This window comes from Octadecabacter sp. R77987, assembly GCF_042466115.1.
Lineage (GTDB): Bacteria > Pseudomonadota > Alphaproteobacteria > Rhodobacterales > Rhodobacteraceae > SW4.
In genome coordinates this window covers 15988-35912 of sequence record NZ_JAXHBQ010000001.1, presented here as the reverse complement: position 1 = coordinate 35912, position 19925 = coordinate 15988, and the positions used below count along the sequence as shown (strand labels likewise).

At 59.8% G+C, this 19925-nt stretch carries 21 protein-coding genes; 11 read left to right on the top strand and 10 right to left on the bottom strand.

Translation table 11 applies throughout. The features are described from left to right. Positions 1–175: 175 nt before the first annotated feature. The 10 genes from SJY21_RS00165 to aat all read left to right on the top strand — a co-directional run bounded on the left by SJY21_RS00165 (position 176) and on the right by aat (position 10574). Positions 176–1546 carry a substrate-binding protein gene (locus SJY21_RS00165; RefSeq protein WP_377504474.1) on the top strand — a complete coding sequence of 457 codons (1371 nt, stop codon included), beginning with the start codon at positions 176–178 and terminating at the stop codon, positions 1544–1546. Between the two features lie 87 nt (positions 1547–1633). Further along, positions 1634–2665 carry a branched-chain amino acid ABC transporter permease gene (locus SJY21_RS00160; protein WP_377504471.1) on the top strand — a complete coding sequence of 344 codons (1032 nt, stop codon included), beginning with the start codon at positions 1634–1636 and terminating at the stop codon, positions 2663–2665. Between the two features lie 3 nt (positions 2666–2668). Continuing rightward, the gene (locus tag SJY21_RS00155; protein WP_377504468.1) at positions 2669–3883 is read left to right on the top strand and encodes a branched-chain amino acid ABC transporter permease; all 1215 of its coding nucleotides are present in this window, start codon (positions 2669–2671) and stop codon (positions 3881–3883) included. Between the two features lie 15 nt (positions 3884–3898). Further along, on the top strand, positions 3899–4657 hold the full coding sequence (locus SJY21_RS00150) for an ABC transporter ATP-binding protein (protein WP_377504465.1): 759 nt from the start codon (positions 3899–3901) through the stop codon (positions 4655–4657). Between the two features lie 11 nt (positions 4658–4668). Continuing rightward, on the top strand, positions 4669–5442 hold the full coding sequence (locus tag SJY21_RS00145; RefSeq protein ID WP_377504462.1) for an ABC transporter ATP-binding protein: 774 nt from the start codon (positions 4669–4671) through the stop codon (positions 5440–5442). An 82-nt stretch (positions 5443–5524) separates the two neighbouring features. Beyond that, positions 5525–7474: an acetate--CoA ligase gene (gene acs / locus SJY21_RS00140; RefSeq protein WP_377504459.1), complete on the top strand. Its 1950-nt coding sequence runs from the start codon at positions 5525–5527 to the stop codon at positions 7472–7474. Between the two features lie 144 nt (positions 7475–7618). Further along, positions 7619–7945, top strand: a complete 327-nt coding sequence (locus SJY21_RS00135) for a hypothetical protein (protein WP_377504457.1) — start codon at positions 7619–7621, stop codon at positions 7943–7945. 130 nt (positions 7946–8075) lie between these two features. Continuing rightward, positions 8076–8564 (top strand): acetyl-CoA carboxylase biotin carboxyl carrier protein, encoded by a 489-nt coding sequence (accB, locus tag SJY21_RS00130; RefSeq protein WP_377504454.1) that lies wholly within the window; start codon positions 8076–8078, stop codon positions 8562–8564. 9 nt (positions 8565–8573) lie between these two features. Then, the gene (gene accC / locus SJY21_RS00125; protein WP_377504452.1) at positions 8574–9923 is read left to right on the top strand and encodes an acetyl-CoA carboxylase biotin carboxylase subunit; all 1350 of its coding nucleotides are present in this window, start codon (positions 8574–8576) and stop codon (positions 9921–9923) included. A gap of 18 nt (positions 9924–9941) precedes the next feature. Then, positions 9942–10574 (top strand): leucyl/phenylalanyl-tRNA--protein transferase, encoded by a 633-nt coding sequence (gene aat, locus SJY21_RS00120; RefSeq protein WP_377504449.1) that lies wholly within the window; start codon positions 9942–9944, stop codon positions 10572–10574. On the opposite strand, the gene SJY21_RS00115 is transcribed toward aat, so the two are convergent. The 7 genes from SJY21_RS00115 to SJY21_RS00085 form a co-directional block, all read right to left on the bottom strand. Continuing rightward, positions 10538–10894 carry a DUF2155 domain-containing protein gene (locus SJY21_RS00115; protein ID WP_377504446.1) on the bottom strand — a complete coding sequence of 119 codons (357 nt, stop codon included), beginning with the start codon at positions 10892–10894 and terminating at the stop codon, positions 10538–10540. The two genes, aat and SJY21_RS00115, sit on opposite strands and share 37 nt — an antisense overlap. Beyond that, positions 10891–11337, bottom strand: coding sequence for an outer membrane lipid asymmetry maintenance protein MlaD (mlaD, locus tag SJY21_RS00110; protein ID WP_377504443.1), 447 nt, complete (start codon positions 11335–11337; stop codon positions 10891–10893). Before mlaD ends, SJY21_RS00115 begins: the two co-directional genes overlap by 4 nt. A 9-nt stretch (positions 11338–11346) precedes the next feature. Further along, entirely contained in the window at positions 11347–11730 is a 384-nt protein-coding gene (locus SJY21_RS00105; RefSeq protein ID WP_377504441.1) for an NADH:ubiquinone oxidoreductase subunit NDUFA12, read from the bottom strand. A gap of 39 nt (positions 11731–11769) precedes the next feature. Beyond that, positions 11770–12159, bottom strand: a complete 390-nt coding sequence (locus SJY21_RS00100) for a RidA family protein (RefSeq protein ID WP_377504439.1) — start codon at positions 12157–12159, stop codon at positions 11770–11772. Then, the gene (clpX, locus tag SJY21_RS00095) at positions 12159–13424 is read right to left on the bottom strand and encodes an ATP-dependent Clp protease ATP-binding subunit ClpX (RefSeq protein ID WP_377504437.1); all 1266 of its coding nucleotides are present in this window, start codon (positions 13422–13424) and stop codon (positions 12159–12161) included. The genes SJY21_RS00100 and clpX overlap by 1 nt, the downstream gene beginning before the upstream one ends. A 118-nt stretch (positions 13425–13542) precedes the next feature. Continuing rightward, a complete protein-coding gene (locus SJY21_RS00090) occupies positions 13543–14172 on the bottom strand; it encodes an ATP-dependent Clp protease proteolytic subunit (RefSeq protein WP_377504435.1) in 630 nt (209 codons plus the stop codon). A 56-nt stretch (positions 14173–14228) separates the two neighbouring features. After that, complete coding sequence (locus SJY21_RS00085; RefSeq protein ID WP_377504432.1) at positions 14229–14738, bottom strand: winged helix-turn-helix transcriptional regulator; 510 nt, start codon at positions 14736–14738, stop codon at positions 14229–14231. 51 nt (positions 14739–14789) lie between these two features. Between SJY21_RS00085 and SJY21_RS00080 the strand changes: the two genes are divergently transcribed. Beyond that, on the top strand, positions 14790–15179 hold the full coding sequence (locus SJY21_RS00080) for a hypothetical protein (RefSeq protein ID WP_377504429.1): 390 nt from the start codon (positions 14790–14792) through the stop codon (positions 15177–15179). A 2-nt stretch (positions 15180–15181) separates the two neighbouring features. On the opposite strand, the gene SJY21_RS00075 is transcribed toward SJY21_RS00080, so the two are convergent. The 3 genes from SJY21_RS00075 to SJY21_RS00065 are packed head-to-tail and all read right to left on the bottom strand — an operon-like array spanning position 15182 to position 19907. Beyond that, a complete protein-coding gene (locus tag SJY21_RS00075) occupies positions 15182–16351 on the bottom strand; it encodes an HlyD family efflux transporter periplasmic adaptor subunit (RefSeq protein ID WP_377504426.1) in 1170 nt (389 codons plus the stop codon). Beyond that, positions 16351–18594 carry an ATP-binding cassette domain-containing protein gene (locus SJY21_RS00070; RefSeq protein WP_377504423.1) on the bottom strand — a complete coding sequence of 748 codons (2244 nt, stop codon included), beginning with the start codon at positions 18592–18594 and terminating at the stop codon, positions 16351–16353. The genes SJY21_RS00075 and SJY21_RS00070 overlap by 1 nt, the downstream gene beginning before the upstream one ends. Further along, positions 18591–19907 (bottom strand): TolC family protein, encoded by a 1317-nt coding sequence (locus tag SJY21_RS00065; RefSeq protein ID WP_377504420.1) that lies wholly within the window; start codon positions 19905–19907, stop codon positions 18591–18593. Before SJY21_RS00065 ends, SJY21_RS00070 begins: the two co-directional genes overlap by 4 nt. Positions 19908–19925 lie beyond the last annotated feature (18 nt).

Below are 19925 nucleotides of genomic sequence, written 5' to 3'. Positions count from 1 at the left end.
AAACTGATTTACAATCTAGAATAGTTTTATGTGTAAGTCTTTACAAAAATATTGTTATCCCAAAAGCACTTGTTGCGAAATTTACGGTCCTTACCCGATAATGGACGTGCATTGTAAAGTGCGTGCGACACTGGGCGAGGAGGCCCGTCGCGTTTCAAGAAATTGGGAGGATTAAATGTCCAAGAGTAACTTCACACGTCGCGGCCTGCTGAAAACCAGCGCCGTAGCCGGTGCCGGCCTTGCCGTGCCGACGATCTTTACGGCTTCGTCCGTGTCTGCACATACAAATGAACCGACGGGCAGCGATGTCACGCTTGGCTTCAACGTGCCGCAGTCCGGCCCATATGCCGATGAGGGCGCCGACGAACTGCGCGCCTACGAGCTTGCTGTCGAACACCTGAACGGTGGCGGCGACGGTGGTATGCTGAACACGTTCTCGTCCAAGGCGCTGGACGGCACGGGTATCCTTGGCAAAGAAGTCAAATTCGTCACCGGTGACACCCAGACCAAATCCGATGCGGCACGTGCATCGGCACGCTCCATGATCGAAAAAGACGGCGCGGTGATGATCACCGGCGGCTCGTCATCCGGTGTGGCTGTTGCCGTTCAGGCCCTGTGCCAGGAAGCCGGCATCATCTTCATGGCTGGCCTCACGCACTCGAATGACACGACCGGCAAGGACCGCAAGGCCAACGGTTTCCGTCACTTCTTCAACTCTTACATGACCGGTGCCGCGCTCGCGCCCGTTCTTGCAAACCAGTATGGCGCCGACCGCAAGGCATACCACCTGACCGCCGACTACAACTGGGGCTACACCACCGAGGAAGCGATCCGCGCCTCGACCGAAGCCATGGGTTGGGAAACTGTGAACTCGGTCAAGACGCCGCTGACACAAACCGACTTCTCGTCCTATATCGCACCTGTTCTGAACTCCGGTGCCGACGTTCTGGTTCTGAACCACTACGGCGGGAACATGGTCAACTCGCTGACCAACGCAGTGCAGTTCGGTCTGCGTGACGCGATGGCCAACGGCAAGAACTTTGAAATCGTCGTGCCGCTCTACTCCGAGCTGATGGCACGCGGTGCGGGCCCCAACATCAAGGGCATTCTTGGTTCGCAGAACTGGGATTGGAAACTCGAAGACCAGCTTGGCGACAAATACAGCGGCACGAACGCATTCGTGCGCTCGTTCGGCGAAAAATATGGCTTCCCGCCAAGCCAGGCCGCGCACACATGCTACGTGCAGACGCTGCTTTATGCGGATGCGGTCACTCGTGCCGGTTCGTTCGCACCATGTGCGGTCGGCGAAGCGCTCAAGGACTTCGAATTCGACGGTCTGGGCAACGGCCCGACACTTTACCGTGGCGACGATCACCAGTGCTTCAAAGACGTTCTGGTTGTGCGTGGCAAGGAAAACCCCGAGAACGAATTCGATCTCGTGGAAATCGTCGAAGTTACGCCGGTTGATCAGGTCACTTACGCACCTGACCACCCACAGATGGGTGGCGCAGAAGCCACGCTTGGCGAATGTAACGACGGCGCCTAATCAGCCGTTGACGGGCGCGCCACCGGTGCGCCCGTCATCCTGTTCGCCCCTATCATCCTGAATTTCCCTGACCAGAGGCACAGTTCTATGGACCAGTTTATCGTTCAAATTCTTAATGGTCTCGACAAGGGGTCGGCCTATGCGCTGATCGCCCTCGGCCTGACCCTTATTTTCGGCACCCTTGGTGTTGTGAACTTTGCCCACGGGGCGTTGTTCATGCTTGGCTCGTTCTGTGCTGTTATCCTGTCGCGTATTCTGTCGGCCTCGCACAAGGTCATTGACGAAACGCGCACCGACTTCCTTGGCAACCCGCTGCAAGTGGATGTCTTCTACGTGCAGGACTGGTTCGGCATGGAAACGGGGGCGGCAATCATGGACTGGGCCGTGCCCCTGGCCATCGTGTTCGCCATTCCGGTGATGATCGCCGTCGGCTTCATCATGGAACGCGGGTTGATCAAGCACTTCTACCACCGCCCGCACGCCGATCAGATCCTTGTGACCTTTGGTCTGGCCATCGTGTTGCAGGAGGTGATCAAGTATTTCTTTGGTGCCAACCCGATCCAGACCCCTGCCCCTGCTGCCTTTACGGGTTCATTGGATTTTGGCGTCATGCTTGGGTTTGATCCGCTGACGATCATGTATCCCTACTGGCGGCTGGTCTATTTCTTCTTTTCGGCACTGATCATTGCCGGTGTGTTTGCCTTCCTGCGCTATACCACATTCGGGATGGTCGTGCGCGCGGGCATGGCCGACCGCGAGACGGTTGGCCTACTGGGTATCGACATCGACAAGCGCTTTACCTTCATGTTCGGCCTTGCGGCGGCTGTGGCCGGTGTTGCCGGGGTGATGTATGCCCCGATCGTCGCCCCGAACTATCACATGGGCATGGACTTTCTGGTCCTGAGCTTTGTGGTGGTGGTTGTTGGCGGCATGGGCTCGCTGCCCGGCGCTGTCGCTGCGGGCTTCCTGCTTGGCATTCTGGAAAGCTTTGCCTCGATGACCGCTGTGGTGGACCTGTTGCCCGGCATCAACCAGATCATCATCTACCTTGTCGCAATCATTATTCTGTTGACCCGTCCTCGGGGCCTTATGGGCCGCAAGGGCGTGATGGAGGACTAAACCATGCTCGGACTTACCAAAAAAGACGGCACCTTGATGCTGATCGTCTTCGCGCTGGTCATGTTGGCGCCCTTCATCCTCAACCCCTTCCCCGAAGGGTCGGCACTGGCGCAGTTCAACGCGGGCTATCCCGACCTGATGCAGCGTTTCGTGATCTTCGGGATATTCGCGATCGGGTTCAACATCCTGTTCGGCCTGACCGGCTACCTGAGCTTTGGACACGCGGCCTTTCTGGGTGTCGGGTCATACGCGGCGATCTGGTCGATGAAGCTGCTGACTTTCAATGTGCTTCCCGGCATCGTGTTCGCTATTATTATCGCCGGGCTTTTCTCGCTCTTGATCGGCTATGTGGCACTGCGGCGTTCGGGGATCTACTTTTCGATCCTGACGCTTGCGATTGCGCAGATGATGTTTGCCGTCGCCTATTCCGACCTGTTTGGCCGGATGCTGGGGATCAACCTGACAGGTGGTGAAACCGGCCTGCAGATCAAAAACACCGACACCCCCCTGTTTGGTGCGACGACGGACGGAAGTATCGGGCGTGCAAACCTGTTTGGTGCCGAAATGGGCAGTTCATACGAGCTTTCCATCGGCAGCTGGTTGTTCACGTTCAACCTTGGCTACTATATCGCCGCGTTCTTCCTGTTGATCGCCTTCTATCTTGCGATCCGCATTTTCCGCAGCCCGTTTGGCATCATGCTGCGGGCGGTGAAATCCAACCAGCAACGGATGAACTACACCGGCCTGATGCCAAAGCGCTATACGCTGACGGCCTTTGTGATTTCAGGCATGTATGCCGGACTTGCCGGTGGTCTGATGGTTGCAATGGATACACAAGTTGGCCCCGAACGCATGTTCTGGACCGCGTCCGGCGAAGTCGTGATCATGTCGATCCTTGGCGGCGCGGGCACCCTGATGGGGCCGGTGCTGGGTGCGGGTCTTATCAAATACATGGAAAACATCGTCTCGAAGATCAACAAGGACATCCTGCACGAATGGTTTGCCTTCCTGCCCGACGGGCTTGAGGATTTGATGGTGACGCTTGTCTATCCGTTCATCGGCAAAGGCTGGCACCTGACGCTTGGCATGTTGTTCATGCTGGTCGTGATCTTCCTGCCTGGTGGTCTGGTCGAAGGTGGTCAGAAGATCGCCAAAATCTTCCGCCGCAAATCCAAGGACGGGGTCAAGGCAGAAGCCGACACCACGCCCGCCGAATAGAAAGGAAAGAAACCAATGGGTATTCTTGAAGTCAAAGGCGTCAACAAGCGCTTCGGTGGTCTGCAGGCCTTGGGTGACGTGAACCTGAGCATTCAGGAAAACACCGTGCACGCGATTATCGGCCCGAACGGGGCCGGTAAATCCACCCTGCTGAACGTTCTGGTTGGCAAACTGATCCCCGATAGCGGGTCGGTGATGTTTGACGGGCAATCGGTGCTGGGGCGCAAACCGCACGAGATTTGCCAGATGGGCATTTCGCGGGTGTTCCAGACACCCGAGATTTTCACCGATCTGTCGGTGCTTGAAAACATGATGATCCCCTGTTTTGCCAAACGTGACGGATCATTTGCCCTGCACGCCTTTGGCGCCGCACTTGGCGACAAGGAAGTGATCGAACGGGCGGAAACGATGCTTGAAGAAGTCAAGCTGCTGGACAAGCGCCAGATGCACGCCGGTTCCATGTCGCGCGGTGACAAGCGCCGCCTTGAAATGGCGATGTGCCTTGTGCAGGAACCGCGGCTGCTGCTTCTGGACGAACCCACAGCCGGTATGGCGCGGGCCGATACAAACAATACCATCGACCTTCTGAAGGAGATTCAGGACACCCGCGACATCACCATGGCCATCATCGAACACGACATGCATGTTGTGTTTTCACTGGCCGAACGGATCACGGTGCTGGCCCAAGGCACGCCGCTGGTCGAAGAAACACCTGAAAACATCAAAGGCCATCCAAAGGTGCGCGAAGCGTATCTTGGTGAAGCGCAGGTTTAAGGAGCACAGCCATGACAACCGAAACGCGCAGCACCGAAAAAACGGAATTCAACATTCACGCCAACAATGCAGCCACCCACCCAGCCTTTCTGTCGGTTTGGGATATCAAGGCCTATTATGGTGAAAGCTATATCGTTCAGGGCGTGAGCTTCAACATTCACGAGGGCGAAATCCTGGCACTTCTGGGCCGCAATGGCGCGGGCAAGACATCGACCCTGCGCACCATTGCCCGCCTTGACGATCCGGCGCTTACCCATGGCGAAATCTGGCTCGATCACCAGCCTTTGCACGAAATGAAGTCCCATCAGGCCTCTGCGGCCGGGATCGCGCTGGTGCCAGAAGACCGCCGGATCATTGCCGGCCTCACCGTCGAGGAAAACCTGCAACTTGCGCAGATCGCACCGCCAAAGGGCTGGTCGCTGGAACGGGTCTATGACCTGTTTCCGCGCCTCAAGGAACGCCGCAAGCAGGAAGGCGTGACCCTGTCGGGTGGCGAACAGCAGATGCTGGCGATCGCCCGCGCCCTGTGTCGCGACATCAAGGTGCTGCTTTTGGACGAACCCTACGAAGGCCTTGCGCCGGTGATCGTGCAGGAAATTGCCAAGACACTGGGCATCATCCGCGATCAGGGCATCACCACGGTGATCGTCGAACAAAACGCCGTGGCGGCCCTGAAACTGGCCGACCGTGCGGTGATCCTCGATATCGGGTCGGTCGTCTATGACGGGTCCGCGAAAGAGGTTCTTGAAGACGACAAGCTGCGCGCGCAGTATCTGGCCATCTAAGCGATGCGCCCTGCCCGCGCGCGACAGCTGCGCGGGCCACACCAAACCCGAAATGACACTGACCAGAACGTAAGGGACAGTCATGACCAGCAAGACCTATCCACCGTCCGCCAAAACCGTCGCCCGCGCCCATATCAACGCAGAGACCTACCAAACGATGTATGCCGCCTCGATCGCGGACCCTGATGCATTCTGGGGCGAACACGGCAAGCGGATCGACTGGATCAAGCCCTACACCAAGGTCAAGGACACCACGTTTGAATTTGGCAAGGTCGATATCAACTGGTTCGCTGATGGCACCCTGAACGTATCCGCAAACTGCGTGGACCGGCATCTGGAAACGCGCGCCGATCAGGTTGCGATCATCTGGGAACCCGACGATCCCGCTGACGAGGCGATGCATATCACCTATCGCCAGTTGCAAAACCGCGTGTGCCGCATGGCCAACATTCTGGAAACCATGGGCGTGCGCAAAGGCGACCGTGTGGTTCTGTATCTGCCGATGATCCCCGAAGCGGCCTATGCGATGCTGGCCTGCGCGCGGATCGGTGCGGTGCATTCCATCGTCTTTGCTGGCTTTAGCCCCGACGCGCTTGGTGCCCGCATCAACGGCTGCGACGCCAAGGTCGTGATCACCGCTGACCATGCGCCGCGCGGTGGCCGCTCAACCCCTCTGAAATCCAACACCGATGCCGCCTTGCTGCACTGCAAGGACAGCGTGAAATGTCTGGTCGTGAAACGCACAGGTGGGCAGACCACGTGGGTGCAGGACCGCGATTACGACTATAACGAGATGCTGCTTGAAGCGGATGACTATTGCAAACCCGCCGAAATGAACGCCGAAGACCCGCTGTTCATCCTTTATACGTCCGGGTCGACCGGCCAGCCCAAGGGTGTCGTGCACACATCGGGCGGTTATCTGACCTATGCGGCGATGACCCATCAATACACATTCGATTACCACGAGGGTGACATCTTCTGGTGCACCGCCGATGTGGGCTGGGTCACGGGCCACAGCTATATCATCTATGGACCGCTGGCCAATGGTGCCACCACGATCATGTTCGAAGGCGTGCCGACCTACCCCGATGCGGGCCGCTTCTGGGAGGTCTGCGCCAAGCACCGCGTCAACCAGTTCTACACCGCCCCCACCGCCATTCGCGCCCTGATGGGCGCTGGCAAGGACTGGGTCGAAAAGCATGACCTGTCATCACTGCGCTTGCTTGGGTCGGTCGGCGAACCAATCAACCCCGAAGCCTGGAACTGGTATAACGAGGTCGTGGGCAAGGGAAATTGCCCGATCGTCGATACCTTCTGGCAGACCGAAACGGGTGGTCACATGCTGACCCCCCTGCCCGGTGCGACCGATCTGAAACCGGGGGCCGCGCAGCAGCCGTTCTTTGGCGTGCAGCCTGTGGTGCTTGATCCGCAAACCGGCGAGGAAATCACCGGCAATGGCGTCGAAGGTGTGCTGTGCATCAAAGACAGCTGGCCTGGCCAGATGCGCACCATCTGGGGCGATCACGAACGCTTCCAGAAAACCTATTTCGGGGATTACAAAGGCTACTACTTTTCCGGTGACGGGTGTCGGCGCGACGAAGATGGCGATTACTGGATTACTGGCCGCGTTGACGATGTGATCAACGTGTCCGGCCACCGCATGGGCACCGCCGAAGTCGAAAGCGCGCTGGTCGCCCACGCCAAGGTCGCCGAAGCGGCCGTTGTCGGCTATCCGCACGACATCAAGGGCCAAGGCATCTATGCCTATGTGACCCTGATGAACGATCAGGAACCCAGCGACGAATTGCGCAAGGAACTTGAAGTCTGGGTGCGCACGGAAATTGGCCCGATTGCCAAACCCGACCTGATCCAATGGGCCCCCGGCCTGCCAAAAACCCGGTCGGGCAAGATCATGCGCCGGATCCTGCGCAAGATCGCCGAGGATGACTTCGCGACACTGGGCGATACATCGACTTTGGCTGATCCGTCCGTGGTGGATGACCTGATCGAAAACCGCATGAACAAGCGCTGATCATAGCGCCCTGACGACAGAAAGGCCCGCCGCGCGGGCCTTTCGCCGTTAACCATGACCTGCGAAACCTGCGGATATTAACCCATTGGCAAGGATTTCAGGGCAAGACTAGGATTTGGTGGGGGCTTCATAACGAGGCCCGAAATGGAACTTCAATCTGTAACCCAGCCGGCGGCGCCAGCCGCGCCGCGCCATGTGCCGGACCAGCGCGCCGTGGCTGATGCCGCTGCCACACGCAGCGACCCGCGCCCTGAAATCGCCCTGCCGATCCCGCCGGACAACGGGCAACGCGCTGCCGTCAGCCAATCCATGATGGCACCTGAAACCGGTGCGCGGGCCGTTTCGGTCCAGCCGGTCGAACGGGTGCTGAAACCCTACGGCGTAACAATCCTGCCGCAGTCAAGAACCGACGAGGCGATTACACAAACGACCGCTGATGCAGCGGCTGACAGGTCAGACGACCGCGCCTGACCTGCCTTTGGGTCATTTTCCCCGTCGCGGGTGCTTTCCACATGCACGCGCTTGGCGTATAACCCGTCCACACGCGCTGGCCATCCGGCCTGCGCCAAAGGATCAATCGGGCAACAGGCCGGGGAATTTCATGACCAAAAAGACGACGCATGACGCAGATGTCAGCTTTATCGAAGCGCTTGCAGAACTGCTGCGCGCCAATGATTTGACCGAATTGCAGGTCAAACGCAACTATGGTGAAAACGACAGTCTGAATGTGCGGGTCAGCCGCCAGCAACCGCAGCAGGTTGTTACACAGGTCGCCGCTTCCGCCCCTGCGCCGGCCGCGACCGCCGCTGCCCCGTCGCCCGCCACCGCCGCCCCCGCCGAAGACCCCGCCAGCCACCCCGGTGCCGTCACATCGCCCATGGTCGGCACCTGCTACATGGCAGGCGAACCGGGCGCTGCGCCCTTTGTCACGGTTGGACAGTCCGTCAGCGAAGGCGACACGCTGATGATCATCGAAGCGATGAAAACCATGAACCACATCCCCGCGCCCAAATCCGGCACGGTCAAGCGTATCATGGTCGAAGACGGCGCCCCCGTCGAATTTGGCGCGCCTTTGATGATCATCGAATAGGCCGGCGTGATGTTCGACAAAATCCTGATCGCAAACCGTGGCGAAATCGCGCTGCGTGTCATTCGTGCCTGCCGCGAAATGGGCATCCAATCGGTCGCGGTGCACTCCACCGCTGACAGCGATGCGATGCATGTGCGCATGGCCGATGAATCGGTCTGCATCGGCCCGCCCACGTCCACGCAGTCATACCTGTCGATACCGGCCATCATTTCCGCCTGTGAAATCACCGGCGCGCAGGCGATCCATCCCGGCTATGGCTTTTTGTCGGAAAACGCCAATTTCGTGCAGATCGTGCAGGATCATGACCTGACATTCATCGGCCCCACCGCCGATCACATCCGCACCATGGGCGACAAGATCACCGCCAAGGACACGATGAAGGCACTGGGTGTGCCGTGTGTTCCCGGCTCGGACGGCGGTGTTGCATCGCTGGAAGAGGCCGAAAAGATCGGCAAGGACATCGGTTACCCTGTCATCATCAAGGCGACGGCAGGTGGAGGTGGCAAGGGCATGAAAGTGGCCCAGACCGCCAAGGACATGAAATCGGCCTTTCAGACGGCCCGCGCCGAGGGCAAATCGAATTTCGGCAACGACGAAGTCTATATCGAGAAATATCTGACCACGCCGCGCCACATCGAAATTCAGGTGTTCGGCGATGGCAAAGGCAAGGCTGTGCACCTGGGTGAACGCGATTGTTCGCTGCAACGCCGCCACCAAAAGGTATTCGAGGAAGCCCCCGGCCCGTCGATCACCGCCGAGGAACGCGCACGGATCGGCAAGGTTTGCGCCGACGCTGTCGCCAAGATCAACTATATCGGCGCCGGCACGATCGAATTCCTGTATGAAAACGGCGAGTTCTATTTCATCGAGATGAACACCCGCTTGCAGGTTGAACACCCCGTCACCGAGGCCATTTTCCGCCAGGACCTTGTGCGCGAACAAATCCGTGTGGCTGCTGGTCTGCCCATGTCATTCGGGCAGGATGATCTGGTGATTGACGGACATGCCATCGAGGTGCGGATCAACGCCGAAAAACTGCCGAATTTTTCGCCCTGTCCGGGCAAGATCACGCAGTTTCACGCCCCCGGTGGCCTTGGCGTGCGGATGGACAGCGCGCTTTATGACGGCTATTCGATCCCGCCCTATTACGACAGCCTGATCGGCAAGCTGATAGTCCATGGCCGCGACCGCCCCGAAGCTTTGGCCCGACTGGCGCGCGCATTGGGCGAATTGATCGTTGATGGTGTGGATACCACGGTGCCGTTGTTTCACGCGCTTTTGCAGGAACCTGCGGTTCTGTCGGGCGATTACAACATTCACTGGCTTGAACACTGGCTTGACGAAAACCTACAAGCCTGACGCCGTGGCAGCGCGCATATGATGACCCCTGCGCTGCTGCTCAACGCCTATGCAAATGGGATTTTTCCCATGGCAGAACACCAGGACGACACCGAAGTGTTCTGGGTCGATCCACGCCAGCGCGGGGTGTTTCCGCTGGACGGCTTCCATATTTCACGCTCGCTTGCGCGTGCGATCCGGCGCGCGGATTATACGGTCAGCGTGGACGCCGATTTTTCCGGTGTGGTTGCCGCCTGCGCCGACCGCCCCACCACATGGATCAACCGCGAATTGCTGGGCCTTTATGACCAGTTGCACGCCATGGGACATGCCCATTCGCTAGAGGTGCGCGACATGGACGGCGCGTTGATCGGCGGGGTCTTTGGTCTGGTGATCGGCGCGGGGTTCTTTGGCGAAAGCATGTTTTCGCGCCGCGTTAACGGCTCAAAAATCGCACTGGCCTATCTGGTGGATCGGCTGCTGCGGGCTGGGTTCACGCTGTTTGACACACAGTTCACCACACCGCATCTGACCAGCCTTGGCGCGGTGGAAATTCCGCGCGCGCAGTATCACGCCCAATTGGCCCAAGCGATTGACTTGCAAGCGGATTTCTTGGGGCCAGCGGTGCCGCCACCTCAGGACGTATTGCAGCGCAACGCCCAGACATCATAGCGCGGATGGTCCATCGCGTTGATTGCCGGAGCCGAGGCAATCATCCAGCCACGAAACGCCGGATCAGGCAGGCCACGATAGAAAATGGTCAGCAAGACATAGGCATCACCTGACGGGTTGCCAGACGGAAAGCGGCATTCTTCCATCGTGATTTCCAGCAGGCCAAGGCGTTTGGTTTCGCCCGCAAGCAAGGCCAAGTCACTGACAACACCCGTGGTCTTGTCCAGAATGCGGATTTCGCCACCATCGGCGTTGGTGGCCTGCTGGGCTGCGACAGGCATCGCAAACAGCGCCATGACCAGCGCAAGGGGGCGGATCATTCCTCGCTCCCGGATACGAATTTCATCAACAGCGAGATCAGGCTGACAGCCCCTTGCGTGTCTTCGATCAGCGCGCCCTCGGCAAAGAAATCAAACGATCCGCCGGGGGCGATTTCAACGAAAGTGCCGCCCAACAACCCTTCGGACGCCACAACAGCGGCCGAGTCGTCAGGCACCAGAATGCCGTCTTGCAAGGTAAACACGGTTTCGGCGCGGTAGGTGTCGGTGTTGAGGGTCATGGCCGTGACGGTTCCGATTTTCACGCCTGCAAGGCGCACATCGGTGCCCACGGATACGCCTTCGGCCGAGCGGAAGTTGGCGCGCAGATCATACCCATCACCGCTGCGCGAAAAGCCGGTGGCCTGCGCAGCATAGGTCAGGAACCCCAGCGCCAGCGCCAGAACGACGCCGCCAACGACTACTTCTGTTGTGTTTTCGCGCATGTCGTTCCCCTATTCGGGCTGCCACGCTTCGTAATCGGCCCGGTCCTTGGGCGCGGCGCGGCGCAGGGAACCTGCGGGCGCATAGGCGGCATCGGTGCCTGTCATATTGGCGATATGGGGCTTTTCCCATGCCTTGTGCGGCAGGGGTTTGTCCGAGGGCGGTTCATCCCATGTCTTGTGCAGCCAACCATGCCATTCGGGGCTGATGCGGCTGCCTTCGACCTCGCCGTTGAAAATCACCCAGCGGCGGCTGCCATCGCGGGTCTTGTAATAGATATTACCCGCGTCATCCTGACCAACCTTGACGCCCTTGCGCCATGTCCACAGCTGGGTGCCAAGCGTCTGCCCGTCCCACCACGTAAAGATGCGCTTGATAAAGTTAAGAACGCCCATGGTCATGCTCCGATAAGGTTGGCCATGTAATGCCGGATTCTACGCGGAAGGTCCAGCCGTGTCGCGGGGCCGTGGCCGGTAGGCTGTCACTTCGATTTCGATCAGATCCCGGGGTGTGATCAGATTGCATTCGATCATGGTCGCCGCTGGCGGGTTGTCACCGAACGCGGCGCGCAATAGCGGCCAGCAAGGTTCAAAGGTATCGCGATCGGGCAGCATGTAGGTCACGCGGACCACATCCGCAAAACTGGCGCCTGCATCCGTCAGCGCCGTTTCGATGATCCGCAGGGCATCGCGGCATTGATCCACCACAGTGTCACCCCTGCCGCAGGTGCCGGCCACATGCACCCAGTCGCCAGCCACAACGGCGCGGCAATAGCCGATCCGGCCTTCGTATTCGCCGCCCGATGGGATGCGCCGGATCGTCATCAGCCAGCGGTTGCCGCTTCCTTGGTCTTGCCTTCGTCGTGGATCATCAGCGGCGATGCGTCAGGGCCGACGGCCTCTTCGTTGACAACCACTTCGGTGACGCTGTCCATGCCGGGCAGGTCGAACATGGTATCGAGCAGGATATCTTCCATGATCGAGCGCAGGCCCCGCGCGCCGGTCTTGCGTTCAATCGCCCGTTTGGCGATGGCAATCAGCGCGTCATCGGTGAAGGTCAGCTTGGTGTCTTCCAGTTCGAAAAGGCGCTGATATTGCTTCACTAGCGCGTTTTTCGGCTGGGTCAGGATGGTGACAAGCGCGTCTTCGTCCAGATCGGTCAGGGTCGCGATCACGGGCAAGCGGCCGACAAATTCCGGGATTAACCCGAATTTCAACAGATCTTCGGGCTCCAGATCGGTGAACACCTCGCCCACGCCGCGATCATCCACATCGCGCACATCCGCGCCAAAGCCCATCGCCGAGCCTTTGCCGCGTGCGGAAATGATCTTGTCGAGGCCCGCAAAGGCGCCGCCACAGACGAACAGGATATTGGTCGTATCCACCTGCAGGAATTCCTGCTGTGGGTGCTTGCGCCCGCCCTGGGGCGGCACGGAGGCAACCGTGCCTTCCATGATCTTCAGCAAGGCCTGCTGCACGCCTTCGCCGCTTACATCGCGGGTGATCGAAGGATTGTCGGACTTGCGGGTGATCTTGTCGACCTCGTCGATATAGACGATGCCGCGCTGCGCACGTTCGACGTTGTATTCGGACGCCTGCAACAGTTTCAGAATGATGTTTTCAACGTCTTCACCCACATATCCGGCTTCGGTCAGGGTGGTTGCGTCAGCCATTGTGAACGGCACATCCAGAATCCGCGCCAGAGTTTGCGCCAGCAAGGTCTTGCCGCAGCCCGTGGGGCCAATCAGCATGATGTTGGATTTCGCCAGTTCGATGTCGGATTTTCCGGCGTGGTTCAGGCGTTTGTAGTGGTTGTGCACCGCCACGGCGAGAACACGTTTCGCATGCGCCTGCCCGATCACGTAGTCGTCCAGCACATTGCAAATTTCAAGCGGGGTCGGCACGCCATCCGTCGCCTTGAGGCTGGAAGATTTTGTTTCTTCACGGATGATATCCATGCACAGTTCGACACATTCATCACAAATGAAAACGGTCGGCCCCGCGATCAGTTTGCGAACCTCGTGCTGGCTTTTGCCGCAAAAGCTGCAGTAAAGCGTGTTTTTGCTGTCCGTGCCTGACGTATTCGCCATTGTTAAACCCCTTGGCGCTTGGCCTTTAGAATGTGCCGCAATCTGTAAAAACGGGCCGCTTACCTGTGACAGTAAAACAGCCCGCCGTGGTCCACAACGCCAAAAGCGGCGCGAATGCCTAGCTCTCGCTATCGTCAGCTTTGGTGCGGTTTTCGACGATTTCGTCGATATGGCCCCAGTCTTTGGCTTCTTGCGGGGTCATCCAGCTGTCGCGATCAAGTGCTTTTTGCACCGCCTTCATGGTTTGGCCCGTGTGCTTGATATAGAGCTTATACATCTGCTCGCGGGTGCGCTCGATGTGGTTGGCGCGGATCAGGATATCCGAGGCCATGCCCTGCGCGCCGCCCGACGGCTGGTGCACCATGATTTCCGAGTTGGGCAGGGAAAACCGCATGCCCTTTTCGCCGCCAACAGCAATCACCGACCCCATCGAAGCGGCCATGCCGCAAATCAGCGTGCTGACCTTGGGGCGGATGTATTGCATGGTGTCGTAAATGCTCATCCCCGAATGGACCGCGCCACCGGGGCTGTTGATATACATGCTGATTTCTTTTTTCGGGTTTTCCGCTTCAAGGTGCAGCAGCTGCGCGACCACAAGCTGTGACATGCCGTCATGGATCGGGCCATTCACGAAAACGATCCGTTCCTTCAGCAAACGCGAGAAAATATCATAGGCGCGTTCGCCACGGCTGGTCTGTTCGACGACCATGGGAACAAGGTTCATGTAGGTTTCGACGGGATCTTGCATAGGGGCTGCCTCGATTAGGGGTGTCTTGTCGTTACGCCAGAATGGTTACGAGAGTCTTAGTGGTCCCTGTGGGGGGCTTCAAGGGCACGCGGTGCATCGGTGGGCACCAAGGTGACGGCGTCAATTCCCAAGCTGTCGGTGTTTGCCTCAACCAATGCCACCTTCAACGGTCGGCCCGTGGTGCGATGCTGCACGCGCAAGGCGGACTTGCCCCCTTTGATATGCCTGTCGCCCCATTGCATCAGCGCCAGTATGGTCAGCCCCAGTTCGGCGCCCTTGGGCGTCAAGCCATAGGCATAGCGGGTGCGCGCGCCCGCCTCGCGGTAGGGTTCGCGAAGCAATATCCCTGCCCCCACCAACCGTTTCAACCGATCCGTCAGAACCGACCGCGGGATGCCCGTATCCGCGCGTATGTCGTCATAGCGTTTCACGCCGTAAAGCGCCTCGCGCAGGATCAGCAGCGTCCAGCGGTCCGACAGGATTTCACTGGCAAGTGCCGCACCGCATTGGTCAAGCGGGACAGGTGCCGTGCGACGAATGGAGTCCGCTCCATCTGGGTTTGACATTCGGTTTCAGCCTCCTTATCACGTGCTGGGTTCAATATAAGGTTTCAGCATATGAATACAATCAGCGCGGTTCTTCTCATCAAGATTTTCATCACTGTTGTGTTCCTTGCGGGGCCGTTCTTGCTGTTGCCGCAGGCGCGGCTTGCCGCGCGGCTGGGGCTAAGCGGCAATACGGCACTGATCTTGCGGCTTTACGGGGTGGCCATGCTTGCACTTGCAGTCGCCTATGCCAGCGGGGTCTGGCAAGCGGCGCAGGGTGTTTTCCCATGGGGAATCGTGCTGGTTGGCATCCTGTCCAATGGTGGCGCGACGGTGGTTCTGGCGGTTTGCGCAAGCCGCCCCGTGAAACGCGTGGCTGTGCCGGTGTTTGCGGTCATTTCGCTTGCATTTGCAGCATGCGCGCTGTTGCCCAACGCCGCACTCGCCGCGTGGCTTTCGTAACCCTATGGTTCGCGCAGGGCGTCGCGCGAGCGATAAAGCGGCTTGGTCAGATATTGCAGAACCGTCTTTTCGCCGGTGTGCAATTCCACATCTGCCTGCATGCCGGGCCGGATTTCGATGCGTTGCTGGCGCGCGGTCAGGTGTGACAGGTCCACCCGCAGGGTCACGCGGTAATGGGGCGGCAGGTTGGGGTTGTTTTCATCCTCGAAGGTATCGGCGGAAATGACCTGCACTTCGCCGGGAAGGCTGCCGTAAATCGTATAGTCATACGCGCTGAGCTTGATCGTCGCCTCCTGGCCGGGGATCACATTGGCGATATCAGAAGGTTTGACCCGCGCCTCGATGAACAATTCCTCGTCCAGCGGAATGATCTGGAATATTTCCTGTCCGGGCCGGATCACGCCACCGATTGTCGTCACGCCAAGGCTGTTCACGACCCCGCGCATGGGCGCGGTAATGACGGTGCGGGCCAGCTGGTCCTGGGCGATGCGCAAGTCCTGACGTAGTTTCGCCAATTCCTGCAAGGTTTCCGAAAAGGCGCTGGCGCGTTCCAGTTCAGCGGTCGTGACCATTTCGTTATAGCGGTTCTGGGCGTCCGAATGGGCCTTGCGCGCACCGGTCACTTCGATCACGGCGACAATTTCACGGGCCAGCAGGTCTTCGAGGACATCCAACTCGCGGCGCGTTTCACGCATCACGGCCTGTGCTCCTTCGGTGCGGCTGACGTAATCGGACTGGCGCGCATTCAGGAGCGCGCGTTCGCTGGCAAGAATGCTGGGACTGCGGGCCGCAAGTTCGTCCGAGACGACGAAATCGAACATGCCCGCCATTTCCGCCTCAAGCCGCAACCGGCGGATTTCGCGTGCATCAATCTGGTCTTGCAGATCGTCCACGGCGGTGACGAAACGGGTGGCATGCAGACGCGCCAGCACATCGCCGGTGTCAACGATATCGCCTTCGCTGACCATCATTTCCGCCAGAATCCCGCCTTCAAGATTCTGGATGATCTGCGGGCGTGACGAGGACACGACCGATCCGGGCGCGCGCACGATTTCGTCGATCCACGCGAATTTCGCCCACAGCAGGAACAGCAACACCGTGGCCCCGACCAGCCAGATAATCAGGCTGGGGCCGCGCATCTTGCCGGCAAATTCCGCGTCAACTGTGGCCATCAGCCCGCCTTTTTCTTGTTCTGAAGATGGGCAAGTACCTGTTCACGCGGGCCATCAACCGTCAGGCGACCGTTTTGCAGGATCAGCGTGCGGTCGGTCAGTTGCAGGATCGGCACGCGGTGGGTGGCGATGATCGCCGTGCGCCCCAACAGCCAAGTTTCAAGGCGGCTCACCAGCGTTTTTTCCAGCGTCTGGTCAAGCGCGGCGGTTGGTTCATCCAACAGGCAGACGGCCGGGTCCTGCAGCCACAGGCGCGCCCAGCCGATGGATTGGCGCTGGCCGATCGACAGACCTTCGCCGCCATCAGCAATTTCAAGGTCCAGCCCCTTGGGGTGGTTGCGCACGAACTGGCCAAGGCCGGAAAAATCAAGGGCTGCGAACATGCGTTCATCGTCGCGTTCCAGCAGGGTCAGGTTCAGGTTTTCGCGCAGGGTGCCGCTGAACAGGCGGACCTCTTGACTCAGGTATCCGATACCACGGCGCAGGTCGCGTGGCATCACTTGGCCCATGTCCACACCGTCAATCAACACGCGCCCCTTGGTGGGTTGATAGATGCCCGACAGGATTTTCAGCAGGGTTGATTTACCTGACCCGTTGCTGCCAAGGATCGCCACATGCTGGCCCGGTTTGATCGCCACGCCGGGGATATCAAGGGTCTGGCCGTTGTCTTCGCCATAGCTGAAACCGATCTCGCGCAGCTCGAATTCGCCGCGCAGCTTTTCGCGGCGCAGATAAGTGCGGTCCTCGGCCTGATCCTGCGGCGCCTCGGCGATGGTATCAAGGGCTTCGAGGGCGGCTTGCACGTTGGACCAGCGCGCCAGTGTGGCGGCAAGTTGCGTCAGCGGCCCCAGCGTGCGGCTGGTCAGAATACCCACGGCGATGATCGTGCCAACGGTAAATTCGCCGGTGAACACCATAAATGTCCCCGTCACCACGGCGGCCACATAGGTTGCCTGCTGCACGCCTTGCGACCAGAACGTGAGGGTGCTGGCCAGCTTGCGCTGCTCCGATGTGGCCAGCGACGACAGCGCCGTCACCTCGCCCCAGATGCGCTTGAAACGGTCCTCGCCGCGCTGCGCCTTGATGGTGTCGGCCTCGTAGATGACCTCGTGCAGCAGCTTGTTGGATTTCGCACTGGCCCCTTGGGTTTGCTGGGTCAGCTTGATCATCTTCTTTTGCAGGAAAAAGCTGGGCAGAACCATCAAGATTCCGCCGATAAACAGGACCCAGACCACATTGCCGCCGATGCTGGCGACCAGCGCCAAAAACAGCACGATAAAGGGCAGATCGGTCAGGGTGCCGATGGTGGAGGCGGTGAAAAATTCGCGCACCGAGCCAAATTCGCGCACCGCCGAAAACAGCCCCGAGGGCGTTTGCCCCGGTTGGCCACGCTGCATCCCCAACAGGCGATCCATCAACAGGTTCTGCACCTGCAATTCAATGCGCCGCCCTGCCCCGTCCATCAGACGGGCGCGGGCAATGCGCAAGAACGCCTCCAGCAACATCGCGAGGCCCGCACCGATTGCCAGCACCCACAGGGTCGCCGTGGACTGGTGCGGGATCACGCGATCATAGACTTGCAGCGAAAACAGCGCCACGGCCACGGCCAGCAGGTTGGCCACGAAAGACCCAAGTGCGACTTCGGCGATATGGCGGCGGAACTGGGTGATCTCGCCCCAAAACCAATGGGCCTGTTTACCCTTTTTGGCGTGGCGTTTGGCCAGATCGGCCACGGCCACATCGGCGCGAATGACGATCCCGCTAAAGAACGGCTGGAAATCGGACATCGGCACTTCGGCGCGATTGTCCTTGCAGGTGGTGTCAAAGATCACAAGGCCATCGTCAGACTGCGACAGAACCAGCAGCACCTGCCCTGATGTCATTTCCGCCAGCGCGGGCCATTGATCGGGTGTGGGATGGCTGATCGTTGCGACATTTGTCACCAGCCCCGCCCCGTTCAACGCCTTGGCGATGGCTTGCGGGGTGATCGTGTCACCGGCATCGGCTGTCATGTCTTCGAGCAGGTCCGCGCGGATCACATCGGTGCCCAGCAACCCGGCATAGGTCGCGGCCAGATCGGCGCGGGCCTTGGATTTGTCGCTGAAACGGTCGTCGGCATTGGGGGGGGCAATGGGCGCAGGCGTCACATCGTTGGCCACATCCTTGGGGGTGTCATTGGTGACACGCTTGATGCGCCCGCCTTTGGTGGCGTTGATGTCAAAGGCAAGGACTGGTCCGCTCATATCTGTTCCCCATCGACAAGTGCGCCGCGCAGGGCTGCGATTTTGAGTTGAATGCGGGCGATGTCGTATTGCACGACCACGGCTTCGCGTTCGGTTCTGATCTTGGTTTCAAAGACGCCGACCACATCGGTGACGGGGCGGCGACCTGCGCGTAATTGCTGTTCAAACAGATCGAAATTCGCGGCGGCCTGATCCGCCAATGTCTGCGCCTGCGCCTGCTGGCGTTGCAGCGATGCAAGCTGGCCCTCAAGGGCGCGTAGCGCACGGTTGCTGTCCTCGCGGGCCTGGCCAACGCGGGCGGCTGATGCTTGTTCTTCGGCCTCGATCGCGCGCAGATCAGCGCCCATGCCAAAGCCGATGCCGTTGGGTGCGCCCACGTTCAGGCCGCCGCTGCTGCCTTCGGACCCGACCGTGCCTGACAGCGTTACACCGGGCAGGAAACCCGCGCGGGCAGCGCGCGCGCCTGCCAGGGCGCGGGTGCTTTCGGCCTCGGCCTTCATGACCGACAGCGGGTCAGCGGCAGGTTGCGGGGCGGCGATGCCCGACAACCCCGAAATGCCCGCCAAAGGACGGGCCGACATCGCGGAAAGTTCGGACATAGCCGATTGCGCAGCCTCTTGATCAGATGCCAGATCGGCGCGCATCTGGTTCAGTTTCTGCTGCACGATCTGCAAATCGGCGCGGTCGTTGATGCCGCCGCGCACACGTTCGGACATCACATATTCAAAGCGTTCCATGCGGGCCATGGCGGCCGCGTTCACATCCGCGCGGGCGCGGGCCGCTTCGGCCGTGAGGTAAAGATCAAGCGCGGCCAGCACCCGATCATTGGTGTCTTCGGCCAGTGCCACGGCGGCCACTTCGACGTCAGCGGCCGCGAAATCGCGTTCTGCCCGTTTGCCGCCATTATCAAATAGCACCTGATCCACGACCAGCGATGTAACAACGGCCCCTAGCGAGGTCAGAGATACCTGCGGCCCCAAGGTGGGCAGCCAGTTGCGCGAACGGGCTTCGGCGCGCAGGGTCGCGGCGCGCAATTCAGCCTCGGCGGCGCGGGAATTGGCGGCCAGCACAGCGCTGGCAACGGATTGGAACGCCCCGTCTTGCAAGACGCTGCGGCGGTTCAGCAGGCTTTCGATGATTTGCGATTGGCTGCCGTCCTGCATTTCTGCATCCAGCGCGGCGGTGGGTTGACCGGGATCAGCGGCGACATCGTCGGCGCCGCCAAGGAACCCGAAAGCCCCGCGCGTGACACCTGCGCCGCCGTCAAGACAGGCTGGCAGGGTCAGCAGGGCCAGCAAAGCCACCGTTGTCATCCCGCCTTTTTGCACCTG

Excerpts from the sequence above, each read along its gene's own strand:
- accB (WP_377504454.1), top strand. The coding sequence starts at position 8,076 with ATGACCAAAAAGACGACGCATGACGCAGATGTCAGCTTTATCGAAGCG.
- SJY21_RS00105 (WP_377504441.1), bottom strand. The coding sequence starts at position 11,730 with ATGGGCGTTCTTAACTTTATCAAGCGCATCTTTACGTGGTGGGACGGG.
- acs (WP_377504459.1), top strand. The coding sequence starts at position 5,525 with ATGACCAGCAAGACCTATCCACCGTCCGCCAAAACCGTCGCCCGCGCC.
- SJY21_RS00085 (WP_377504432.1), bottom strand. The coding sequence starts at position 14,738 with ATGTCAAACCCAGATGGAGCGGACTCCATTCGTCGCACGGCACCTGTC.
- SJY21_RS00150 (WP_377504465.1), top strand. The coding sequence starts at position 3,899 with ATGGGTATTCTTGAAGTCAAAGGCGTCAACAAGCGCTTCGGTGGTCTG.
- SJY21_RS00160 (WP_377504471.1), top strand. The coding sequence starts at position 1,634 with ATGGACCAGTTTATCGTTCAAATTCTTAATGGTCTCGACAAGGGGTCG.
- SJY21_RS00080 (WP_377504429.1), top strand. The coding sequence starts at position 14,790 with ATGAATACAATCAGCGCGGTTCTTCTCATCAAGATTTTCATCACTGTT.
- clpX (WP_377504437.1), bottom strand. The coding sequence starts at position 13,424 with ATGGCGAATACGTCAGGCACGGACAGCAAAAACACGCTTTACTGCAGC.
- SJY21_RS00145 (WP_377504462.1), top strand. The coding sequence starts at position 4,669 with ATGACAACCGAAACGCGCAGCACCGAAAAAACGGAATTCAACATTCAC.
- SJY21_RS00135 (WP_377504457.1), top strand. The coding sequence starts at position 7,619 with ATGGAACTTCAATCTGTAACCCAGCCGGCGGCGCCAGCCGCGCCGCGC.
- SJY21_RS00165 (WP_377504474.1), top strand. The coding sequence starts at position 176 with ATGTCCAAGAGTAACTTCACACGTCGCGGCCTGCTGAAAACCAGCGCC.
- SJY21_RS00065 (WP_377504420.1), bottom strand. The coding sequence starts at position 19,907 with ATGACAACGGTGGCTTTGCTGGCCCTGCTGACCCTGCCAGCCTGTCTT.
- SJY21_RS00100 (WP_377504439.1), bottom strand. The coding sequence starts at position 12,159 with ATGACGATCCGGCGCATCCCATCGGGCGGCGAATACGAAGGCCGGATC.
- aat (WP_377504449.1), top strand. The coding sequence starts at position 9,942 with ATGATGACCCCTGCGCTGCTGCTCAACGCCTATGCAAATGGGATTTTT.
- accC (WP_377504452.1), top strand. The coding sequence starts at position 8,574 with ATGTTCGACAAAATCCTGATCGCAAACCGTGGCGAAATCGCGCTGCGT.
- SJY21_RS00070 (WP_377504423.1), bottom strand. The coding sequence starts at position 18,594 with ATGAGCGGACCAGTCCTTGCCTTTGACATCAACGCCACCAAAGGCGGG.
- mlaD (WP_377504443.1), bottom strand. The coding sequence starts at position 11,337 with ATGCGCGAAAACACAACAGAAGTAGTCGTTGGCGGCGTCGTTCTGGCG.
- SJY21_RS00075 (WP_377504426.1), bottom strand. The coding sequence starts at position 16,351 with ATGGCCACAGTTGACGCGGAATTTGCCGGCAAGATGCGCGGCCCCAGC.
- SJY21_RS00090 (WP_377504435.1), bottom strand. The coding sequence starts at position 14,172 with ATGCAAGATCCCGTCGAAACCTACATGAACCTTGTTCCCATGGTCGTC.
- SJY21_RS00115 (WP_377504446.1), bottom strand. The coding sequence starts at position 10,894 with ATGATCCGCCCCCTTGCGCTGGTCATGGCGCTGTTTGCGATGCCTGTC.
- SJY21_RS00155 (WP_377504468.1), top strand. The coding sequence starts at position 2,669 with ATGCTCGGACTTACCAAAAAAGACGGCACCTTGATGCTGATCGTCTTC.